The following is a 20398-nucleotide window of genomic DNA, read 5'->3' as shown; positions in this document are numbered from 1 at the left end:
CGGTGGGATTTCCCGATATCACGCCGGATCTGAAAGCCGCGATGCCGCAACTGCGCGGCCGGCTGCTCGCCAACCAGTCGCTCGCCGAACTCACCTGGTTTCGCGTCGGCGGCCCGGCGCAGGTGCTGTTCACGCCGACGGACGAGGACGACCTCGCTTATTTCCTCGCGCATCTCGAGAGCGACATTCCCGTCCATGTCGTCGGTGTCGGCTCCAACCTGATCGTGCGCGACGGCGGCATTGCGGGCGTGGTGATCCGTCTCGCGCCGCGCGCCTTTGGCGAGGCGAGCGCGAGCGGCGACATCGTCACCGCGGGCGCGGCCGTGCTCGACAAGCGCGTGGCGGAAGTCGCCGCCAGCGCGAACATCGGCGGGCTCGAATTCTATTTCGGCATTCCCGGCACCATCGGCGGCGCGCTGCGCATGAATGCGGGCGCCAATGGCGGCGAGACCAAGGACGTGCTGATCGCGGCGACCGGTGTGGCGCGCGACGGCACGACGCACACCTTCTCCAATGCCGACATGAAGTTCGTCTACCGCAACAGCGGCGTCGATCCCTCGGTCATCTTCACCTCCGCGCGGTTCCGTGGCGAGATCAGGGATACTGACGCGATCCGCGCGCGCATGGCGGAGGTGCAGACCCATCGCGAGACCGCGCAGCCGATCCGCGAAAAGACCGGCGGCTCGACCTTCAAGAATCCGCCCGGCCATTCCGCCTGGAAGCTGGTCGATGCCGCCGGCTGCCGCGGCCTGCGTGTCGGCGGCGCGCAGGTCTCGGAGATGCACTGCAATTTCCTGATCAACACCGGTGATGCCACCGCGCACGACATCGAGACGTTGGGCGAAACCGTGCGCGAACGCGTGAAGGCAAATTCCGGAATTGAGCTACACTGGGAAATCAAGCGGGTTGGAATTCCCGGCTAATTTGGACAAGCGGCGAGAGAACATGCGCATCACCATCCTCTTCGGCGGCTCCAACCGGGAGCGTCTGGTTTCGGTTGCTTCAGCCCAGGCGCTGCATCATGCGCTGCCCGAGGCCGATCTCTGGTGGTGGGACGTCGAGGACAAGGTGCATGTCGTGCAGTCGAAGCAGCTGCTCGAACACGCCCGTCCGTTCGAGGACGAGTTCAAGCCGGGCACATCAGGCATTCCGCTGGCTCAGGCGCTCGACCAGGCCAAGGCGGAAGACCGCGTGCTGGTGCTCGGCCTGCATGGCGGACGTGCCGAGAACGGCGAATTGCAGGTGATGTGCGAAGCGCGTGGCGTGGCCTTCACCGGCTCGGGCTCGGCGTCCTCGCATCTTGCCTTCGACAAGATCGCGGCCAAGCATTTCGCCGCGCTCGGCGGCGTGACGCCGCCGGCCAACATTGCGCTGGACGAGATCGACGAAGCCTTCGCCGAATACGGCCGGCTGATCGCAAAGCCTGCGAAGGATGGATCGAGCTACGGCCTGATCTTCGTCAACGCCAGGCAGGATCTCGTCGCGGTCCGCAACGCCGCGAAGCACGAAGACTACGTGATCGAGCCCTACATTGCCGGCGTCGAGGCGACCTGCGGCGTGCTGGAGCGGCCGGACGGTTCGATCGTCGCGCTGCCGCCGATCGAGATCATTCCGGGCGAGGGCGCTTTCGACTACGCGGCAAAGTATCTCCTGAGCTCGACCCAGGAGATCTGTCCCGGCCGCTTTTCGCCGGAGATCACCGCCGCGCTGAAGGAGCAGGCATCACTGGCGCATCGCGCGATGTCCTGCACCGGCTACTCCCGCTCGGACTTCATCGTCTCGGACAAGGGCCTGGTCTATCTCGAAACCAACACGCTGCCCGGGCTGACCAAGTCCTCGCTCTACCCCAAGGCGCTGAAGGCCGAGGGCCTCGAATTCGTCGACTTCCTGCGCGGCCTGATCGAGCTCGCCGCGCGGGGCGTGCGGAAATAATTAGGATTGGTTAACGGTCGCAAGGGCGAAACGGCCGGTTTTGGAACCCAAAACCGGTAAAATGCCGGAGATCGCGGCATAAATGCCTCACATGCCTGGGCAAAACGCATTCCGCGTTAACGAACTTTACCTTTTGTTTACCAGGAAGGCCGAAGGTTAACGCTGGCGGCGCATATGGCGCTTTGGCTGCCGGCGCGTGAGCTGTTGCGGGTGAACTCACCTCCAGCGAACGCTTTGATGGGGAAAGGCTTCTTCTGCTGAAGACCAGCACCCGGCCCGGCAAGTCCGAGACGTCATGTTCGCCAGGACCCGCGCGATGTTGCGGGCAAACTGTTGACGAGCTCGTGCAATGGATGGTGCAGGAAGCCTCACCCGGTCGTTTTTCAGATCGCTGAGGCCCCAAGCTGATCTGAAGGCGGCCGCTATCGGAGCGGTCGTGCTTCTGCGCGAGTGGGTACAGGACAAGCGCGACCAGAAGCGCGCTGCCGCCCAGAACAAGATCAGGACCAAAGCCAAGCCCATCGTCGAGCGCGAGCCGCCGCCGCGCGTCGTCGCGATGGTCGAGCGCTATCTGCCGCGCCGGGTCGGGATCAGCATGACCGTTCTGCTGCTGATCGGAAGCGGCGGCTTCGGCATCGTCAAGGGTGGCCATCTCCAGGATTTCATCACGGCGGTCAGCGATACCCGCAATGCGCTGGCCAATTCCGCCGGCTTCCGCATCACCTCGGTCGCGATCAACGGCCGCAAGCAGCTCAGCCAGGACGAGATCCTCGCAATCGGCGGCGTCAGCGGCCGTTCCTCGCTGCTGTTCCTCGACGCCGACGCGGTGCGCGACAAGCTCAAGGCCAATCCCTGGATCGCGGATGCGACGGTGCTCAAGCTCTATCCGGGCCGGCTCATGATCGACATCACCGAGCGCCAGGCGTTCGCGCTGTGGCAGGAGGGCGGCCGGCTTTCCGTCATCGCCGACGACGGCGCCGTGCTCGAACCCTATGTCTCGCGCCGGTTCCTGGCGCTGCCGCTGGTGGTTGGCAAGGGCGCCGATACGCAGGCCCGCGATTTCCTGGCGCTGCTTGCGCGCTATCCGCAGGTCAATTCGATCACCAAGGCCGCGATCTTCGTCGGCGAGCGGCGCTGGAACCTGAGGCTCAAGGACGGCCTCGACATCCGGCTGCCCGAGCAGGACGTCGGCAACGCGCTCGCGATGCTGTCCAGGCTCGACAAGGAGGACCGGCTGTTCTCCCGCGACATCGTCGCCGTCGACATGCGCCTGCCCGATCGGCTGGTCGTGCAGCTGTCCGAGGACGCCGCCAAAGCGCGCGACGATCTGTTCAAGGACAAGAAAAAGAAAAAGGCCGGGGATTCCGCATGACCGGTCTTGATCGCACCCAGACGCCGAAGACACGCCCGATGCCGCACAAGCGCGGCGGCCTCGTCGCCTGCCTCGACATCGGCACCAGCAAGATCGCCTGCATGATCGCGCGGCTGAGGCCGTCGGCGCCGAGCGAAGCCCTGCGCGATCGCACCCATGCGGTGGAGCTGATCGGTTACAGCCAGATCCAGTCGCGCGGCATGAAGGCCGGCGCAGTGGTCGATCTCGCCGAATGCGAGCAGGCTGTGCGCCAAGCCGTCGGGCTGGCGGAGAAAATGGCCAAGGTGCGGGTCGAGTCCGTTCTGCTGTCGGTCTCCGGCGGCCGACTTTCCGGCCAGCTGGTCGAAGCCGCGGCCGACATCCGTGGTGGCGCCGTGACGCAGGCCGATGTCAGCCGCGTCACCTCCACCGGCATGCGCCACGCCACCGGCGAGGGCCGCACCGTGCTGCACGCGCTGCCGGTCGGCTACACGCTCGATGGCGTCAAGGGCATCCGCGATCCTCGCGGCATGGTCGCGCATCAGTTCGGCGTCGACATGAACGTCGTCACCTGTGACGCCACCGTGGCGCGGAACCTGATGCTCGCGGTTGAGCGCTGCCACATCAATGTCGAAGCCATGGCGGCGAGCCCGTATGTGGCCGGCCTGTCGGTGCTGACCGACGACGAGGCCGATCTCGGCGCTGCCGTCGTCGAGATGGGCGCGGGCACCACCACCATCGCGGTCTATTCCGGCGGCCGTTTCGTGCACGCCGCGGGTTTTGCGGTCGGCGGGCAACACATCACGATGGATCTGGCGCGCGGACTCTCCGCGACCATTGCCGATGCCGAGCGAATCAAGACGTTATACGGGACCGTCATCACCGGCGGATCGGACTCGCGTGAGCTGATGTCTGTACCGACAGCCGGTGACGAGCAGGATCTGCCGCAGATCGTCTCCCGCGCTACCATCGCCAACATCGTCAAGCACCGTGCCGAGGAAGTCTTCGAAATGGTTCGGGACAAGCTGAAGGATTCGCCCTTCGCCTCAGAGCCCAATGGCCGCGTCGTGCTCTCGGGCGGAGCCTCGCAGCTCACTGGCCTCGTCGAGCTCGGAACGCAGATTCTCGGCCGGCCCGTGCGGGTCGGACGTCCACTCGGTTTCGGCCGGCTGCCCAACGAGGCCAAGAACGCCGCCTTCGCGGTGCCGGCCGGGCTCCTGGTCTACCCGCAATATGTTCACCACGAGCATGTCGAACCGCGGCATACGCGGCAGCAGGTCAAGACAGGGACGGGCGGCTATTTTGGAAAGGTCGGACGATGGCTACGCGAGGGCTTCTGATGAACCGGTTCCGCAATCTTCGAATTTCACCAACTCCCGCGGCCGTCGGCCGGGGCGAACCCACGCGCGCGTGATCGAGAGGCAAACATGACCATCAGCATCAATGTTCCTGATATTCACGAACTGAAGCCCCGGATCACCGTGTTCGGCGTCGGCGGCGCCGGTGGTAACGCCGTCAACAACATGATCACGGCGGGCCTCCAGGGCGTCGACTTCGTGGTTGCCAATACCGACGCGCAGGCGCTGACGATGTCGAAGGCGCAGCGCATCGTGCAGATGGGCACGGCGGCCACGCAAGGGTTGGGCGCAGGCTCGCAGCCGAACGTTGGCGCGGAAGCCGCGGAAGAGGTGATGGACGAGCTGCGTGATCATCTCTCGGGCGCCAACATGGTGTTCGTCACCGCCGGCATGGGCGGCGGCACCGGCACCGGTGCAGCCCCGGTGATCGCCAAGATCGCGCGCGAGATGGGGATCCTCACCGTCGGCGTCGTGACCAAGCCCTTCCACTTCGAGGGCGGTCGCCGCATGCGCACCGCGGAGGCCGGCATCAACGAGCTGCACAAGGTCGTCGATACGCTGCTGATCATCCCGAACCAGAACCTGTTCCGGGTCGCCAATGAGAAGACCACCTTCGCCGACGCCTTCGCGATGGCCGACCAGGTGCTCTACTCCGGCGTTGCCTGCATCACCGACCTGATGGTCAAGGAAGGTCTGATCAACCTCGACTTCGCCGACGTCCGCGCCGTGATGCGTGAGATGGGCAAGGCGATGATGGGCACGGGCGAGGCCTCCGGCGACAAGCGCGCGCTGACCGCCGCTGAAGCCGCGATCGCCAACCCGCTGATCGACGACAGCTCGATGAAGGGCGCCAAGGGCCTCCTCATCTCCATCACAGGCGGCAAGGACCTCACTTTGTTCGAGGTCGACGAAGCCGCGACCCGCATCCGCGAGGAAGTCGACCAGGACGCCAACATCATCGTCGGCGCGACCTTCGACGAAGCGCTCGATGGCCTGATCCGCGTCTCGGTCGTCGCCACCGGCATCGAGCAGGCCGCGATCGCCCGCAACAGCCAGGCCACCAGCGCTCCGATTGCGAACGCGGCGGCGCCGCAGGCGCAGCAGGCTCCCGCTGCTCCGGCCGCGGTTGCCGAGAGCCGTCTCGCCGATTTAACCGCGCGGCTCCGGGCCGACAATCAGCGCATGGCCGAGCGTGCCCAGAAGCTGGAAGCTCAGATCCCGGGCGCCGCACCGGGCCAGTTCGCCGCCGCTCCCATGGCTCCGCGTCCGAACGTCGAACGGGCTGCGCTCGCCGCCATCGCCGCCGCCGTTGCGGACGTCCCGCAGGCTCCGGCGCCGATGCAGACTTATGGCGACGTCACCGTGCGCCCCATCGCGCAGAAGCCCACGCTGTTCCCGGAGCCTGAGCAGGGGCCGATGGCCATGCATGAGACGATGACGCCGGAGACCTTCATCCCGCCGCAGGCCGAGCGTGCGCCGGTCCGCACACCGCGGATGCCGCGTATCGAAGAGCTGCCGATGCCGGCCCAGGCCGAGCTTCGCCAGGCTCGTGGCGAGGTTGAAGAAGAGACCCCGCAGAAGAGCCGCCTGTCGCTGCTCCAGCGCCTCGCCAATGTCGGCCTCGGCCGTCGTGACGAGGAGAGCGAGGCGCCGATCGCGGCCCGTACCGCCGGTCCCGCGATGCCGCCGCTGCCCGATCGCCGGCCCCAGAAGACCGTGGCGCAGCAAATCGCGACCAGCGAGCCGGTGTCCGAGTATGCCCGCCGTCCCGCACCGCAGGGCCTGGACATGCATGGCCGTCCCGCCGCTGTTGCGCCGGCGCCACAGGGAGACGACCATCTTGACATCCCGGCCTTCCTGCGGCGGCAGGCGACCTGAGGATTGTTACAATAAGGCAGACGAAAAGAGGTCCCGGCGAGAAGCTCGCCGGGACCTTTCCTTTGGTCCGGTGCATATCCGGATTGCGCAGCCAAGCAACTGATTTTAAATCATTAATTACGTATTCGGTGGTTCAGTAAAACTGCCGGTGACGGTCCCAAATTTCGCTCCAATTTGGTTAAGCCTTGGCGCGAATACGGCAGGTTTGGGGTAACAATCGGTAAAAAAGCGTGAGTTGGCGCTGTTTGAGGCAGTGACTATGGTTTGCCGTGACTTGGGGATACGGATTCGGAACGAGCGGTCCTTGGCCGGTCAGTCGGGTTCAGTATAAGTCGCAGTGGTCGCAGTGGTCGTAGTGGGGCGGGTTCCTGATGAAATTTAGCCGGCAAACAACGCTTCGTGCGCAAGCCACCGTGGCAGGCGTGGGCGTTCATTCCGGTCTTCCCGTCACCCTCACGCTTGGGCCCGCGCCTGTCGACGCAGGTTATATTTTTGTCCGCACCGGACTCGAGGGAAGTGACCGCGAAGTTCAGGCGACCGCCGAGCAGGTGATCGCGACCGATTTCGCCACCGTCCTCGGTGATCGCAGCGGCCCGCTGGTCTCCACCGCCGAGCATGTGCTTGCCGCGCTGCGGGGCATGGGCGTCGACAATGCCGTCATCGAGATCGACGGGCCGGAAGTGCCGATCATGGACGGCAGCGCCGCGGCCTTCATTGCGGCGATCGACCAGGCCGGCATCGTGACTCAGCCGGCACAGCGCCGCTTCATCCAGGTTCTGAAGCCGATCTCGGTCAAGCTCGGCAATTCCTTCGGCGAGATCAGGCCCTATGCCAACGGGTTCCGCGCCGAGGTCGAGATCGACTTCACCAATCCTGTCATCGGCCAGCAGAGCTACGCCTTCGACCTCAGCCCGGAACGTTTCCGCCGCGAAGTCGGCCGAGCCCGGACTTTCGGTCTGATGTGCGACGTCGCGCGGCTCTGGAGCGCCGGCTATGCGCTCGGCGCCTCCTTCGACAATACCGTCGTGTTCGACGAGGAGCGGCTGCTCAACACCGAAGGCCTGCGCTACGCCGACGAATGCGCCCGCCACAAGGTGCTGGACGTGATCGGCGACCTCGCGCTGGCCGGTCTGCCGCTACTTGGCGCCTATCGCTCGGTGCGTGGCGGCCACAAGCTCAACCACGCTGTTCTGACCGCGCTGCTCGCCGACCGTACCGCCTGGCGGGTGGTCGAGGGCGAGGCGGCCCGCCGCACCACGCGTCCCGTGGGCGAAGTCGGTCGCGGCATTGTCGGCGGCCGGATCGCCGCGGCCTATGGGCCGGACGTATCCTAAAGAGCGACGTGTCCTGACGGACCTCTCGTGGCGGGTGTTTGCGCCCACCGCGTCCCCGGGAAACTCCTGGTAACGATGATCGGCCAGGATTGCGGCGCATTCGCCTTAATCCGGGCGGAATGCCTGCCTATCCGGTTGGTTCAAGATCGTTTTTCGGTTACACCGGCGTGGTCGCATGGCAGGCACCACGGCACCATTTCGCGCCCGTGACGGGGGTCATGGGCTGGCGGACACCGCACCACAGGGCGTCAGGGCAATACTCATGTCGGCACAGCGTATGACGCGCGGATATCTCCAGTTGCCTCGAGACGTCTCGCCTCGAGTCCGGGGATTGCTCAAGGCTGCCACCTTCTTCGTGCTCGCGCTGCCGCTGGCCGGCTGCGGCACCGGCGCGCTCTGGGACAAGTTCACCGCCAAGGACGACACCTTCGTCGAGGAGCCCGCCGACAAGATCTACAACGAGGGCCTGTACCTCATGAACGAGAAGAAGGACATGAAGGCGGCGAACAAGAAGTTCGAGGAGGTCGACCGCCAGCATCCTTATTCCGAATGGGCTCGCAAATCGCTGCTGATGTCCGCCTATGCGTCCTATCAGGGCGGCGACTATGACAGCTGCATCGGCGCGGCCACCCGCTACGTCACCCTGCATCCCGGCAGCCCGGATGCGGCCTATGCGCAATATCTGATCGCGGCCTCGCATTACGACCAGATCCCGGACATCAGCCGCGACCAGACCCGCACCGAGAAGGCGATCGCCTCGCTGGAAGAGGTGGTGCGCAAATATCCGACCTCCGAATATGCGACCTCGGCCAAGGCCAAGATCGAGGGTGCCCGCGACCAGCTCGCCGGCAAGGAAATGAATGTCGGCCGCTACTACGCGCAGAAGCGCGACTACACAGCGGCGATCAACCGCTACAAGGCGGTCGTCACGCAGTACCAGACCACCCGTCATGTCGAGGAGGCGTTGTTCCGGCTCACCGAGGCTTATATGGCGATCGGCATCGTCGGCGAGGCGCAGACCGCGGCGGCCGTCCTCGGGCACAATTTTCCTGACAGCCGATGGTACAAGGACGCCTATAATCTTGTAAAAAACGGCGGTCTCGAACCGAGCGAGAATCAGGGGTCTTGGATTAGCAAGACCTTCAGCAAATTGGGTCTCTCGGCCAGGAATTGATTTCCCATGCTGGCGCGTCTGTCGATCCGTGACATCGTCCTGATCGAACGGCTCGATATCGAATTCGCAACGGGCCTCGCGGTTTTGACCGGCGAGACCGGTGCGGGCAAATCCATCCTGCTCGATGCCTTTGCGTTGGCGCTCGGCGGCCGCGGCGATGCCGGCCTCGTGCGCCACGGCGCGGAGCAGGGTCAGGTCACCGCCGTGTTCGATATCCCCAAAAATCACCCCGCAGCGAAGATCCTCGCCGAGAACGGGCTGGAGGATACCGGTGAGATGATTCTCCGCCGGGTCCAGCTCGCCGATGGCCGCACCCGGGCCTTCATCAACGACCAGTCGATCAGCGTGCAGACGCTGAAGGCGGTCGGCGCTGCCCTGGTCGAGATCCACGGCCAGCATGACGAGCGCGCGCTGGTCGATGCCGCCACCCACCGCCGCCTGCTCGACGCCTTTGCCGGCCTCGAAAAGGACGTCGCGGCGGTCGAAACGCTCTGGGACGCACGCCGCACCGCCAACACCGCGCTGGAGGAGCATCGCGCCGCCATGGAGCGCGCTGCGCGCGAGGCCGACTATCTGCGCCACGCCTCCGACGAGCTGAAGCAGCTCGCGCCCAAGGATGGCGAGGAAACCTCGCTGGCTTCGCGCCGCACCACCATGATGCAGGGCGAGAAGATCGCCTCCGATTTGCGCGAGGCGCAGGAGGCGGTCGGCGGCAACCATTCCCCGGTCGGGGCGCTGGCGGCGGCCGTGCGCCGGCTGGAGCGCCGCGGCGTCAATTCGCCGGCCCTGGTCGAGCCGGCAGTGAAGGCCATCGACATCGCGATCAACGCGCTCGAGGAAGCCGATCAGCATCTCCAGGCGGCGCTGGCCGCAACCGATTTCGATCCGGGTGAGCTCGAACGCATCGAGGAGCGCCTGTTCGCACTGCGCGCCGCCTCGCGCAAATATTCGACGCCGGTCGACGGGCTGGCCGCGCTCGCCGCCAAATATGCCGCCGAAATCGTGCTGATCGATGCCGGCGCCTCGCGGTTGAAAAAGCTGGAGCAGGCCGCGGTCGAGGCCGATGCGCGCTATTCCGCGGCCGCCAAAAAGCTGTCGATGGCGCGGCAGAAATCGGCCGAGAAGCTCAACAAGGCCGTCAATGCCGAGCTGGCGCCGCTCAAGCTCGAACGCGCCAAGTTCATGACCCAGGTCGAGACCGATGAGGCAGCTCCAGGCCCGCAAGGGTTCGACCGTGTCGAGTTCTGGGTGCAGACCAATCCCGGCACCAAGCCGGGCCCGCTGATGAAAGTCGCCTCCGGCGGCGAGCTGTCGCGCTTCCTCCTGGCACTCAAGGTCGTGCTGTCCGACCGTGGCTCGGCGCCGACGCTCGTGTTCGACGAGATCGACACCGGTGTGGGCGGTGCGGTTGCCGATGCCATCGGCGGGCGCCTGGCGCGGTTGGCCGGCAAGGTCCAGGTGATGGCCGTGACCCACGCCCCCCAGGTCGCCGCCCGCGCCGACCAGCATCTGCTGATCTCCAAGGATGCGCTGGACAAGGGCAGGCGCGTCGCCACCCGCGTCAATGCGCTGGCCGCCGACCACCGCCGCGAGGAGATTGCCCGCATGCTCGCCGGCGCCGAGATCACGGCGGAAGCGAGGGCGGCCGCGGACCGGCTGCTCAAGGCGGCGACGGCCTGAGTTTCGTGTCCCGGACGCGCGCAGCGCGAGCCGGGATCCAGAATACTATGTCCAGGGTATGAAACTGTAACCGACTTTACCCTCCCGCCCGCTCCGTCGTATCCAAGCGCCATGGCAAGAGCAGCAAAATCCAAAACAACACCGCTTCGCGACGTCGCCGCCCTCACCAAGGCGCAGGCCAAGATCGAACACATGCGGCTGTCGCTCGAGATCGAGGGACATAACGAGCGCTATTATCAGGACGACGCGCCCACTGTCACCGACGCCGAGTACGACGCGCTACGCCAGCGCCTCAACGCGATCGAGAAACGCTTTCCGGAATTCGTCAGCGCGGACTCGCCGTCGCAGAAGGTCGGTGCCGCACCGTCAGGCCGCTTCAAGAAAGTGCGGCATTCCGTCCCCATGCTGTCGCTCGACAACGCCTTTGCCGAAGAGGATTTGCGCGACTTCGTCGGCCGCATCGTGCGTTTCCTGAAGCTCGACGACGACAAGATCGACTTCTCCGCCGAGCCGAAGATCGACGGCCTCTCGATGTCGCTGCGTTACGAGGGCGGCGAACTCGTCACCGCGGCGACGCGCGGCGACGGCGCGGAAGGCGAGGACGTCACCGCCAACATCCGCACGCTCGAAGACGTGCCCGAGAGGCTGAAGGGCCGCAACGTGCCCGAGATCTGCGAGGTGCGCGGCGAGGTCTACATGACCAAGAAGGCCTTCCTGGCGCTGAACGAACGGCAGAAGGCGGAAGGCGGCACCATCTTCGCCAATCCGCGCAACTCGGCCGCGGGCTCGCTGCGGCAGAAGGATCCGACCATCACCGCCTCGCGTCCCCTCGGCTTTTTCGCCTACGCCTGGGGCGAGATGAGCGCGATGCCGGAGGGCACGCAGAGCGGCATGATCGGTTGGTTCGAGCGCTGCGGCTTCAAGACCAATCCGTTGACGAAGCTGTGCCATTCGATCGAGGAACTGCTTGCGTTCCACCACGCGATCGAGGAGCAGCGCGCAAAACTCGACTACGACATCGACGGCGTCGTCTACAAGGTCGATCGCATCGACTGGCAGGAGCGGCTCGGTTTCGTCTCGCGCACGCCGCGCTGGGCCATCGCGCACAAATTTCCGGCTGAGCGCGCCATGACGGTGCTGCGCGATATCGAGATCCAGGTCGGCCGCACCGGCTCGTTCACGCCGGTCGGCAAGCTCGAACCGGTCGGTGTCGGCGGCGTGATCGTACAGAACGTCACGCTGCACAACGAGGACTACATCAAGGGCATCGGCAACAAGGGCGAGAGCCTGCGCGATGGCCGCGACATCAGGATCGGCGACACGGTGGTGATCCAGCGCGCCGGTGACGTCATCCCGCAGATCGTCGATGTCGTCCTCGACAAGCGGCCGAAGACTGCAAAAGAGTTTCATTTCCCGAAGAAATGCCCGTGCCCGCTTCACACCGACGTCGTGCGCGGTGCGACGGCCGCCGGCGAGGAGGCTTCGCGCGCCCGCTGCACCGGCGAGTTCGCCTGCCCCTATCAGAAGATCGAGCATCTCAAGCTGTTCGTGTCGCGGCGCGCCTTCGACATCGACGGTCTCGGCGAGAAGCAGCTTCAGTATTTCTTCGACGAGGGTTTTGTGAAGGAGCCCGCCGACATCTTCACGCTGGAGAAGCGTAATTCAAAGCTGAAGCTCGAAGACATCGAGGGCTACGGCGCAACGTCGGTGCGCAATCTCTTTGCAGCCATCGAGAGCCGCCGGAAAATCGCGCTGGAGCGCTTCATCTATGCGCTCGGCATGCGCCATGTCGGCGAGACCACGGGGCTGGCGCTGGCGCGCGGCTACGGTTCCTGGGATGCTTTCCACGACGCCAGTCTCAAGGTCGCCAAGGGTGACGAGGAGGCGATCGCCGAGATGGATGCGCTCGACCAGATCGGCGACACCGTGATCAAGAGCATCGCCGATTATTTCGGCGAGAGCCACAATCGCGGCATCGTCGAGCGGCTCACGAAGGAGGTCGAGATCGTCGACGCCGAGAAGCCGAAGAGCAACTCCGCGGTTGCCGGCAAGACCGTGGTATTCACGGGCTCGCTGGAGAAGATGACGCGCGACGAGGCCAAGGCGACCGCCGAGCGGCTCGGTGCAAAGGTGTCAGGCTCGGTGTCGAAGAAAACCGATCTCGTCGTCGCCGGTCCCGGCGCGGGCTCGAAGCTCGCGGAGGCCAACAAGCACGGCGTCAAGGTGCTGACGGAAGACGAGTGGTTGGGGCTGATCGGGGAGTGAGGAGGGCGCGCTGATGCGTCTCGCTACGCTGTCATTCCCCGCGAAGGCGGGGAATCCAGTATTCCAGAGACAGTGCGAGGATACGGAAAAGCCGCGGCGTACTGGATCCCCCGCTTTCGCGGGGGATGACACCGAGGTCGTGGCGACCGTCGCACCCTCACATCATCCCGCTCTCTTCCTCCTCCGCCTGCTCGATCAACGTCTCGCTCACGACGACCTCGCGGCGAGGGACGACGAAGATCATCGTGCAGGCGCAGAGCAGCGAGATCGCCAGCACCGCCGAGGTGAGCGGCAGCGTGGTCGCGGAGTGGCCGCCAAGATAGGCGCCGAATTGCGACATCAGCGCGCCGATGCCCTGCTGGAGGAAACCCATCGCGCCCGACGCGGTGCCGGCGGCCTCCGGGCGGATGCTGATCGCGCCGGCGGCCGAATTCGCCATCACGAAGGCATTGCCGACCATCACGATCATCTGCGTGCCGAACAGCCAGGCGGGCGCCTCGTTCCAGCCGGTGAAACTCCACAGCAGGTTCAAGAGGCTGCCGCAGAGCTGGAGGGCGAGGCCGAACCAGATCAATTTCTCCAACGAGTGCCTGGGCGCGAAGCGCACGCAGAGCAGATTGCCGACGAGATAGGCAAAACCCGTCGTCGCGAACCACGCGCCGTATTCCGCGCTGCTGCGGCCCATCTGCGTCACCACGATGTACGGACCGCCGCCGGCGAAGGTGAAGATGATCTGCGAGGCCAGCACCTGGCACAACACGTAGCCGACGAAGGCGCGGTTGCGGATCAGCATGCCGACGTCGCCGCGAAAACCGCTGCCGGCGGCGCGGCTGCGGCGCGTCTCCGGCAGCGCCACCGCGATGCCGACGGCGACGATGATCGCGCCGATGGTGATGGCGTAGAAGATCGCACGCCAGCCGAACGCCGTCTCGATCAGGCCGCCGGTGAGCGGCGACACCATCTGTCCGATCATCAGCGCTGCGATGACGAGGCTGATCATCGAGGCGACGCGATCGCGCTCGTAGATGTCGCGGATGATGGCGCGGCTCACCACCATGCCGGCGGCGCCGCCCAGGGCCTGGAAGAAACGCGCGGCGATCAGCTGCGGCAGCGTTTCCGCGAAGATGCAGGCGACGCTGGCGACCACCATCAGCGCCAGTCCTCCGAGCAGCACCGGTCGTCGCCCGAAACGGTCCGACAGCGGGCCCATGATGAGTTGCGACAGCGCGATGCCGACCATGTACAGCGAGACTGTCATCTGCGCGACCGAGATGTCGCTGCCAAAGCTCGTCGCCAGCACCGGCAGCGCCGGAACCAGCATGTAAAGCGAGATTGGCGCGATGCCGGTCATGACGACGAGCAGCAGCAACACCACGCGCGAGGTCGCGAGGTTCTTCGCCGTTTCCGACGGCTTGCTGATCATGCCGTGCATGCGTGTCCGTCTCGCAGAAATTCGAATCGGACTGTAGCGCGCTCGCACAAGACGCATATCGGCGTTTCGGAATGCGGCTATACGGATTCCGGGACGGTTATGATGAGGGCGCGATGGCGACCGATTGGGCGCAATGCTCGTGCCGCATCACAGATGTCATTCCCCGCGAAAGCGGGGAATCCAGTATTCCAGAGGCAGCAATCGTATACGGAGAAGCCGCGGCGTACTGGATGCCCCGCCTTCGCGTGGCATGACAGCGGGGGCGGGAAAGAGCCTTGCGCAAATCGCGTAGTGCCATGCGGCTTCGCGACGACGCGCTTACGCCTTCAGTTCCGCCGTGGCCTGGTCGAGCCACGCCTTGGTCGCCTCGTCGAGCGCCGGCCGCACCTCGGCCCTCACACGCGCGTGATAGGCGTTGAGCCAGGCGAGTTCGTCCTTGCCCAGCATGCCGACATCGATCAGACGGCGGTCGATCGGCGCCAGGGTCAGCGTCTCGAACGCGTTCATCGGCTTTTCGGCACCCTGGATGTCGGCTTCGACCACCAGCTCGAGATTCTCGATGCGGATGCCGAAGCCGTCGGTCTTGTAATAGCCGGGCTCGTTGGACAGGATCATGCCGCGCTTCAGCGGCGTGGTGCCGAGCTTCGAGATCCGCGCCGGTCCTTCGTGCACACTGAGATAGCTGCCGACGCCGTGGCCGGTGCCGTGCTCGAAATCGATTCCGGCGGCCCAGAGATATTGTCGTGCGAGTGTGTCGAGCTGCGCGCCGGTGGCGCCGTCGGGGAAGACCGCGCGCGCGATGGCAATGTGGCCGCGCAGCACACGCGTGAAGCGGTCGCGCATCTCGCCGGTGGGCTCGCCCACCGCCATGGTGCGGGTGACGTCGGTGGTGCCGTCTTCATATTGCGCGCCGGAATCGATCAGCAGGAGATCGCCGGGCGCGATGCGCCGGTTGCTCTTGCGGGTGACGCGGTAATGCACGATGGCGCCGTTCGGGCCCGTGCCGGAGATGGTCGGGAACGACACGTCCTTGAGCGCGCCGGTGTCGCGGCGGAACGTCTCCAGCGCCTCGACCGCGTCGATCTCGGTGAGCTTGCCGCTCGCCGCCTCGCGGTCGATGAAGGCGAGGAAGCGCGCCAGCGCCACGGCGTCGCGCACATGCGCCGTCTTCGTGCCCTTGATCTCGGTCGGGTTCTTGACCGCCTTGAGCAGCGCAATCGGGTCGCTGCCGCGCACCGGCTTGCCGCCGGCGCCCGTGATCAGCCGGCTGAGGGCGTCGGCCGCGGTCGCATTGTCGAGCGCGATCGAGCCACCGCTCTTGGCGAGCGCCATCAGCGTCGGCGCCATCGCGTCGGGCTCGCGCACGTCGGCGGACTGCTCGAGATGGTCGCGGGTCAGATTGGAGAGCTTGCGGTGATCGATGAAGATGGTCGGACGGCCGTCTTTCGGGACCAGCGCGTAGGACAGCGGCAGCGGCGTATGTGCGACGTCGGCGCCGCGGATGTTGAAGGTCCAGGCGACCGCATGGCTGTCGGACAGCACCAGCGCGTCGACGCCGAGCTTGCCGATCTCGCTTCTGATCTGCGTCAGCTTCTCGGCTTCCGTGACGCCGGCATGTTGCAGCCCATGCACCGCGACCGGCGCAATCGGCGGCTGCGGCCGGTCCTGCCAGATCGCATCGACCGGATTGCTGTCGACGGCGACCAGCTCGGCGCCGGCCTTGGCACAGGCGGCGGACAGGCGCTCGGCTGCCGCAAAAGTGTGCAGCCACGGATCAAATCCGAGGCGGTCACCGGCCTTCAGGTGTGCCGACACCCAGCTTTCCGGCGGCGGATCGACCAGCGATTCCACGGCCCAGGCCTTGGCATCGACCTGCTTGGCGGCCTGGATCGTGTAGCGGCCGTCGACGAACACCGCAGCCTCGTGCGTGAGCACCACCGCCAATCCCGCCGAGCCCGTAAAACCGGTCAGCCAGGCCAGACGCTCTTCCGATGGCGGCACATACTCATTCTGCTGCTGATCGGCGCGTGGAATCACGAAACCGGTCAGCTTGCGGCGGGCGAGCTCTTCACGGAGCGCGGCCAGCCGGGCCGTCAATGCGACGCCGGCCTCAGGCTCCTCGAATGTCTGGAAGTGCGCTTCGAACATGGTGGATCACTTTAGGATCATGGCGATCAGTCCGCAATGTAGACGCATTCGAGGCCGTATCTGGCATGGACTGTGCTTGAACAAGTTCCATTCGAATTGAGTGGAGTACAGGATGCGGCAGTTGCGCTTCGTCCGGATAACAGGGAAATTCGAGCAAGTGGTTCATCTCAACGGCGAGGGGACACACGATGCCAGCGTTTACGTTTGAGAAGATTTCGCCACCGGTGCGCCGCGCCCCGGCTGCGGCGACACCGAAGAAGCCGCGCGGCCTCATCAGCCAGATGCTCAACCGTTTCGCTGAGCGCCGCGCGAGGCGCGCCTTGCAGGGCGAGCGCAAATTGCGCCCCGACGAGAAGCCGGCGGAGTAGGGCGGCGCGGATATTTCGTAGGGTGGGTTAGCGTCAGCGTAACCCACCACAGTTCGTCTCCGAGGAAGTAGAAGAGGTGGATTACGCCGAGCAGATGCACTTCGTGCATCTGCAGGGCTAATCCACCCTACCAAATCTTCCGCAACAGCAAGCTGCTCCACCCTTCGATCCGCAAATGCTTCAGCGGCACCAGGCCGCGCGCGCGGTAGGCGGCGATCACGGCGGGCGCCTGGTGTGTCAACAGGCCCGAGAGGATGACGCGGCCGTCAAGTGCAAGATGCCGCGCCATCTGCCCCGCCAATTGCCGCAAAGGATTGGCAAGGATATTGGCCAGCACCAGGTCGAACGGGCCGCATCTGCCGAAATCAGGCGCGGCGAAGCCGGTGGCGCGGATCACCCTCACCTGGTTGCCGACTTCGTTCAGCGCCGCGTTCTCCGCCGCCACCCGGACCGAGGCCGGGTCGATGTCGGAGGCCAGTACCGCGCGATGCAGGGCCTTGGCCGCCGCTATGCCCAGCACGCCGGTGCCGGTGCCGAGGTCGAGCAGGTTCCTCGGCCGGGAACTCTTCAGGACATGGTCAAGCAGCAGTAAACAGCCGCGGGTGGTGCCGTGGTGGCCGGTGCCGAAGGCGAGCGCCGCTTCGATCTCGATGGCGAGCTTGTTCGGGGCGATGCGGTCGCGGTCGTGACTGCCGTGCACGACGAAGCGCCCGGCCGGCACCGGCACGAGATCTTCCAGGCTTGCCTTGACCCAGTCCTGGGCTTCGACGGTGTCGAAGGCGAGGGTGTCCGCGAACTCGTTTCCTGCTGAAGTTGCCACGAGTTCGCGCAGCCATGCCTGGTCCGGCGCGTCCGCGAAATGCAGCGCGACGCTCCATTGTCCGTCCGGCCGTTCGAAGGCCGCGACCGCCGCATCGCCCTCGAAAAAGACCTCGCTGAGCACGTCGACAACGCGCTTGGCAGCGATCTCGCTGCCGATCGAAAAGCTGGCGCGATGGGAGGGGGTAGGCGGCATCCTTGGGGTTCCGTTCGGTTCAATTGCTGGAACTTTTGTTCCCAATTTTTCGCATAACTTGCAATCCGGTGGATAACCTAACCGCAGGTTGTAGAACGTAGATTTACGGGTGTTGGGAGCCACCAACACAGCTTGAAAGGGAAATGGAGACGAGACGTGAAGCGCATGGTTTTGAAGTTCTGGTCCGACGATTCAGGCGCAACCGCAATCGAATACGGCCTGATTGCAGCCGGTATCGCGCTCGCGATCATCACCGTGGTGAACAGCCTGGGCACCACGATGAACGACAAGTTCACGTCGATTAGCACCTCCTTGAAGTAATTTCCTCCATTCCCAGCGCGGCTACTTTCTTCAGCGGCTACTTTCTTCATAAAACTGTTTTCGACCAGCGCCCGTCGGCGGAATTGCCTCCCCCGGCGGGCGAAGTCGTTTGGGACTGGTTTTCACAGGGATGCGACATCACCGGATGCCCACAGGCTGTCCGCCGGTTTTCAGGACGCTGTCCACGGCCTTATCCCGCCGCTCATCACCAGGTTTTCCCCACCTTGTACCCGGCTTGGCCGGGTGGGGCGCGCCGCGTAACCCACCGCCCGTTCACAGCGTTACCAACAGCCTTGTCCACAGCCCATCCACAGACCTATCCACGGCTTCCGAACAGCGACCGGTGGTCCCTCAGGATCGCTTGTGCCGCGTTGTGGCCGGGGGCGCCGGTGACGCCGCCGCCAGGGTGGGCGCCGGAGCCGCAGTGGTAGAGGCCCTTCAGGGGCCCGCGATAATCGGCGTGGCCCAACATCGGCCGCGCCGAGAACAGCTGGTTCAGCGTCAGCGCGCCGTGGAAGATGTCGCCCCCCAACAGGCCGAACTGCCGTTCGAGGTCGAGCGGTGAGAGGATCTGGCGGCCGAGCACGCTTGTCGCAAAGCCCGGTGCGTATTTGTCCACGGTCGCGATCATGAGGTCGGCAACCTCGTCGCGATGGTCGTCCCACGACTTTCCATCGGGAAGCTCCGGCGCGACATGCTGGCAGAACAGACTGGCGACATGTTGTCCTGCGGGCGCGAGCGTGTCGTCGAGGGTCGACGGGATCAGCACCTCGACGACCGGCTCCCGGCTCCAGCCCTGCGCTCGCGCATCGAGAAAGGCGCGGTCCATGTAGCCGAGGCTTGGCGCCAGGATGATGCCGGAGGAGAGATGATCGCCCTCACCCGGCAGCGCGGTGAAGGAGGGCAGGCGGTCCAGCGCCACGTTCATGCGGAAGGTGCCGGAGCCGTTTTTCCAATTGCGGATGCGGGCAAGAAAGTCTGCCGGCAGGGCGTCGGCCGCGACCAGCCGCGTATAGAGCAGTTTTGGGTTCACATTGGCCGCGACATATTTCGCGCGGATGGTCTCGCCGTTCTCCAGTGCCACGCCGACCGCGCGGTCGCGCTCGACGATGACCTCGCGCACGCCGGCATCGGTGTCGATCACGACGCCGCGGTCGCGCGCGGTGCGTGCCATCGCCTGCGTGATCGCGCCCATGCCCCCGATGGCGTGACCCCAGACACCCTTCTTGCCGTTCACCTCGCCGAAGGCGTGATGCAGCATCACATAGGCCGAGCCGGCGGCGTAGGGGCTGGCGTAATTGCCGACGATGGCATCGAAGCCGAACAGCGCCTTGACCAGATCGTGCTCGAAGCGTTCGTCCAGCATCTCGCCCGCCGAGCGGGTGAAGAGATCGAGCAGGCTGCGGCTCTGCTCCAGCGACAGCCCACGCAGGATGTTGGCGCTCTGGATCGCGTTCACGGCCTCGCGGATCGCGGCCGTGCCAATGCCGGCAAGGAGGTTCGGCGGCGCGCGCAGCACGAATTGCCTGAGGACGTCGGCGATGTCTTCGAGCTCGCGCGAAAACCCGTCGAGCGCGTTTGCGTCATGCGCGCTCAGCCGTGCAACCGACGCCTGCGTCCGCCCCTCGCCGGTGAGGAGATAGCTGCCGTCGGGCGCGGGCAGAAAATTCTGGGCGCGCCGTTCGACAATGCGGAGGCCCTGCTCGGCGAGCTTGAGGTCGCGGGTCACCTGCGGATTGAGCAGGCTTACGGTATAGGCCGCGACCGAATTGCGGAAGCCCGGGTGAAACTCCTCCGTGACCGCGGCCCCGCCAACCAATTTGCGGCGCTCGACCACGCGCACGCGCAGGCCCGCCATCGCGAGATAGGCCGCGCAGGTGAGGCCGTTATGGCCAGCACCGATGATGACGACGTCGGTTTCGCTCATGAGGGATTCAAAATGTTCCAGGTCGTTCCGGACGGTCTGAACGACCGGGCTCGGAATGACATCTGTATATCAAGCATTCCCCGCTGCAACATCACGAGACCCTTTATTGCCCGTTCAGGCGCCTTGTGCTCCATTGCGCGCGTCCGGCGCCCGCCGGGGGAGTTATTCGACGCGTTTTCTCGCGCGACCCGGTGCCCACTTCGCTGGAAAACGCT

Annotated in this window: 15 protein-coding genes; 11 read left to right on the top strand and 4 right to left on the bottom strand. The window is 65.4% G+C overall.

Annotated elements, in window-relative coordinates:
- Positions 1 to 2 precede the first annotated feature (2 nt).
- From murB to ligA, 9 genes are all read left to right on the top strand, one after another.
- The gene (gene murB, locus IVB31_RS26800; protein WP_247329890.1) at positions 3 to 923 is read left to right on the top strand and encodes a UDP-N-acetylmuramate dehydrogenase; all 921 of its coding nucleotides are present in this window, start codon (positions 3 to 5) and stop codon (positions 921 to 923) included.
- A 22-nt stretch (positions 924 to 945) separates the two neighbouring features.
- Complete coding sequence (locus IVB31_RS26795; protein ID WP_247329886.1) at positions 946 to 1932, top strand: D-alanine--D-alanine ligase; 987 nt, start codon at positions 946 to 948, stop codon at positions 1930 to 1932.
- Positions 1933 to 2281: 349 nt separating this feature from the next.
- Positions 2282 to 3304 (top strand): cell division protein FtsQ/DivIB, encoded by a 1023-nt coding sequence (locus tag IVB31_RS26790; RefSeq protein WP_247329884.1) that lies wholly within the window; start codon positions 2282 to 2284, stop codon positions 3302 to 3304.
- Positions 3301 to 4623, top strand: coding sequence for a cell division protein FtsA (gene ftsA / locus IVB31_RS26785; RefSeq protein WP_247329882.1), 1323 nt, complete (start codon positions 3301 to 3303; stop codon positions 4621 to 4623). Before IVB31_RS26790 ends, ftsA begins: the two co-directional genes overlap by 4 nt.
- 87 nt (positions 4624 to 4710) lie before the next feature.
- A complete protein-coding gene (ftsZ, locus tag IVB31_RS26780) occupies positions 4711 to 6519 on the top strand; it encodes a cell division protein FtsZ (RefSeq protein ID WP_247329880.1) in 1809 nt (602 codons plus the stop codon).
- A gap of 371 nt (positions 6520 to 6890) precedes the next feature.
- Entirely contained in the window at positions 6891 to 7853 is a 963-nt protein-coding gene (lpxC, locus tag IVB31_RS26775) for a UDP-3-O-acyl-N-acetylglucosamine deacetylase (RefSeq protein WP_247329877.1), read from the top strand.
- Positions 7854 to 8115: 262 nt separating this feature from the next.
- Positions 8116 to 9027: an outer membrane protein assembly factor BamD gene (locus IVB31_RS26770; protein ID WP_247329875.1), complete on the top strand. Its 912-nt coding sequence runs from the start codon at positions 8116 to 8118 to the stop codon at positions 9025 to 9027.
- Positions 9028 to 9033: 6 nt separating this feature from the next.
- Complete coding sequence (recN, locus tag IVB31_RS26765; RefSeq protein WP_247329873.1) at positions 9034 to 10707, top strand: DNA repair protein RecN; 1674 nt, start codon at positions 9034 to 9036, stop codon at positions 10705 to 10707.
- 111 nt (positions 10708 to 10818) lie between these two features.
- The gene (ligA, locus tag IVB31_RS26760; protein WP_247329871.1) at positions 10819 to 12972 is read left to right on the top strand and encodes an NAD-dependent DNA ligase LigA; all 2154 of its coding nucleotides are present in this window, start codon (positions 10819 to 10821) and stop codon (positions 12970 to 12972) included.
- 157 nt (positions 12973 to 13129) lie between these two features.
- On the opposite strand, the gene IVB31_RS26755 is transcribed toward ligA, so the two are convergent.
- Positions 13130 to 14404: a multidrug effflux MFS transporter gene (locus IVB31_RS26755; protein ID WP_247329869.1), complete on the bottom strand. Its 1275-nt coding sequence runs from the start codon at positions 14402 to 14404 to the stop codon at positions 13130 to 13132.
- Between the two features lie 318 nt (positions 14405 to 14722).
- Complete coding sequence (locus IVB31_RS26750) at positions 14723 to 16552, bottom strand: aminopeptidase P family protein (protein WP_247329865.1); 1830 nt, start codon at positions 16550 to 16552, stop codon at positions 14723 to 14725.
- A gap of 188 nt (positions 16553 to 16740) precedes the next feature.
- Between IVB31_RS26750 and IVB31_RS26745 the strand changes: the two genes are divergently transcribed.
- The gene (locus IVB31_RS26745) at positions 16741 to 16920 is read left to right on the top strand and encodes a hypothetical protein (RefSeq protein WP_247329862.1); all 180 of its coding nucleotides are present in this window, start codon (positions 16741 to 16743) and stop codon (positions 16918 to 16920) included.
- A gap of 127 nt (positions 16921 to 17047) precedes the next feature.
- Here the strand turns inward: IVB31_RS26745 and IVB31_RS26740 are convergent, their stop codons facing one another.
- A complete protein-coding gene (locus IVB31_RS26740; RefSeq protein ID WP_247330582.1) occupies positions 17048 to 17935 on the bottom strand; it encodes a 50S ribosomal protein L11 methyltransferase in 888 nt (295 codons plus the stop codon).
- A gap of 156 nt (positions 17936 to 18091) precedes the next feature.
- On the opposite strand from IVB31_RS26740, the gene IVB31_RS26735 reads away from it, so the two are divergent.
- The gene (locus tag IVB31_RS26735; protein ID WP_247329859.1) at positions 18092 to 18256 is read left to right on the top strand and encodes a Flp family type IVb pilin; all 165 of its coding nucleotides are present in this window, start codon (positions 18092 to 18094) and stop codon (positions 18254 to 18256) included.
- A gap of 316 nt (positions 18257 to 18572) precedes the next feature.
- On the opposite strand, the gene IVB31_RS26730 is transcribed toward IVB31_RS26735, so the two are convergent.
- Positions 18573 to 20183, bottom strand: a complete 1611-nt coding sequence (locus IVB31_RS26730) for an NAD(P)/FAD-dependent oxidoreductase (RefSeq protein ID WP_247329856.1) — start codon at positions 20181 to 20183, stop codon at positions 18573 to 18575.
- Positions 20184 to 20398: the final 215 nt, after the last annotated feature.

The sequence above is a fragment of the Bradyrhizobium sp. 21 genome (genome assembly GCF_023073335.1).
Lineage (GTDB): Bacteria > Pseudomonadota > Alphaproteobacteria > Rhizobiales > Xanthobacteraceae > Bradyrhizobium.
The sequence above is the reverse complement of the archived record's forward strand: the minus strand, read 5'-3'. Positions and strand labels throughout refer to the sequence as shown.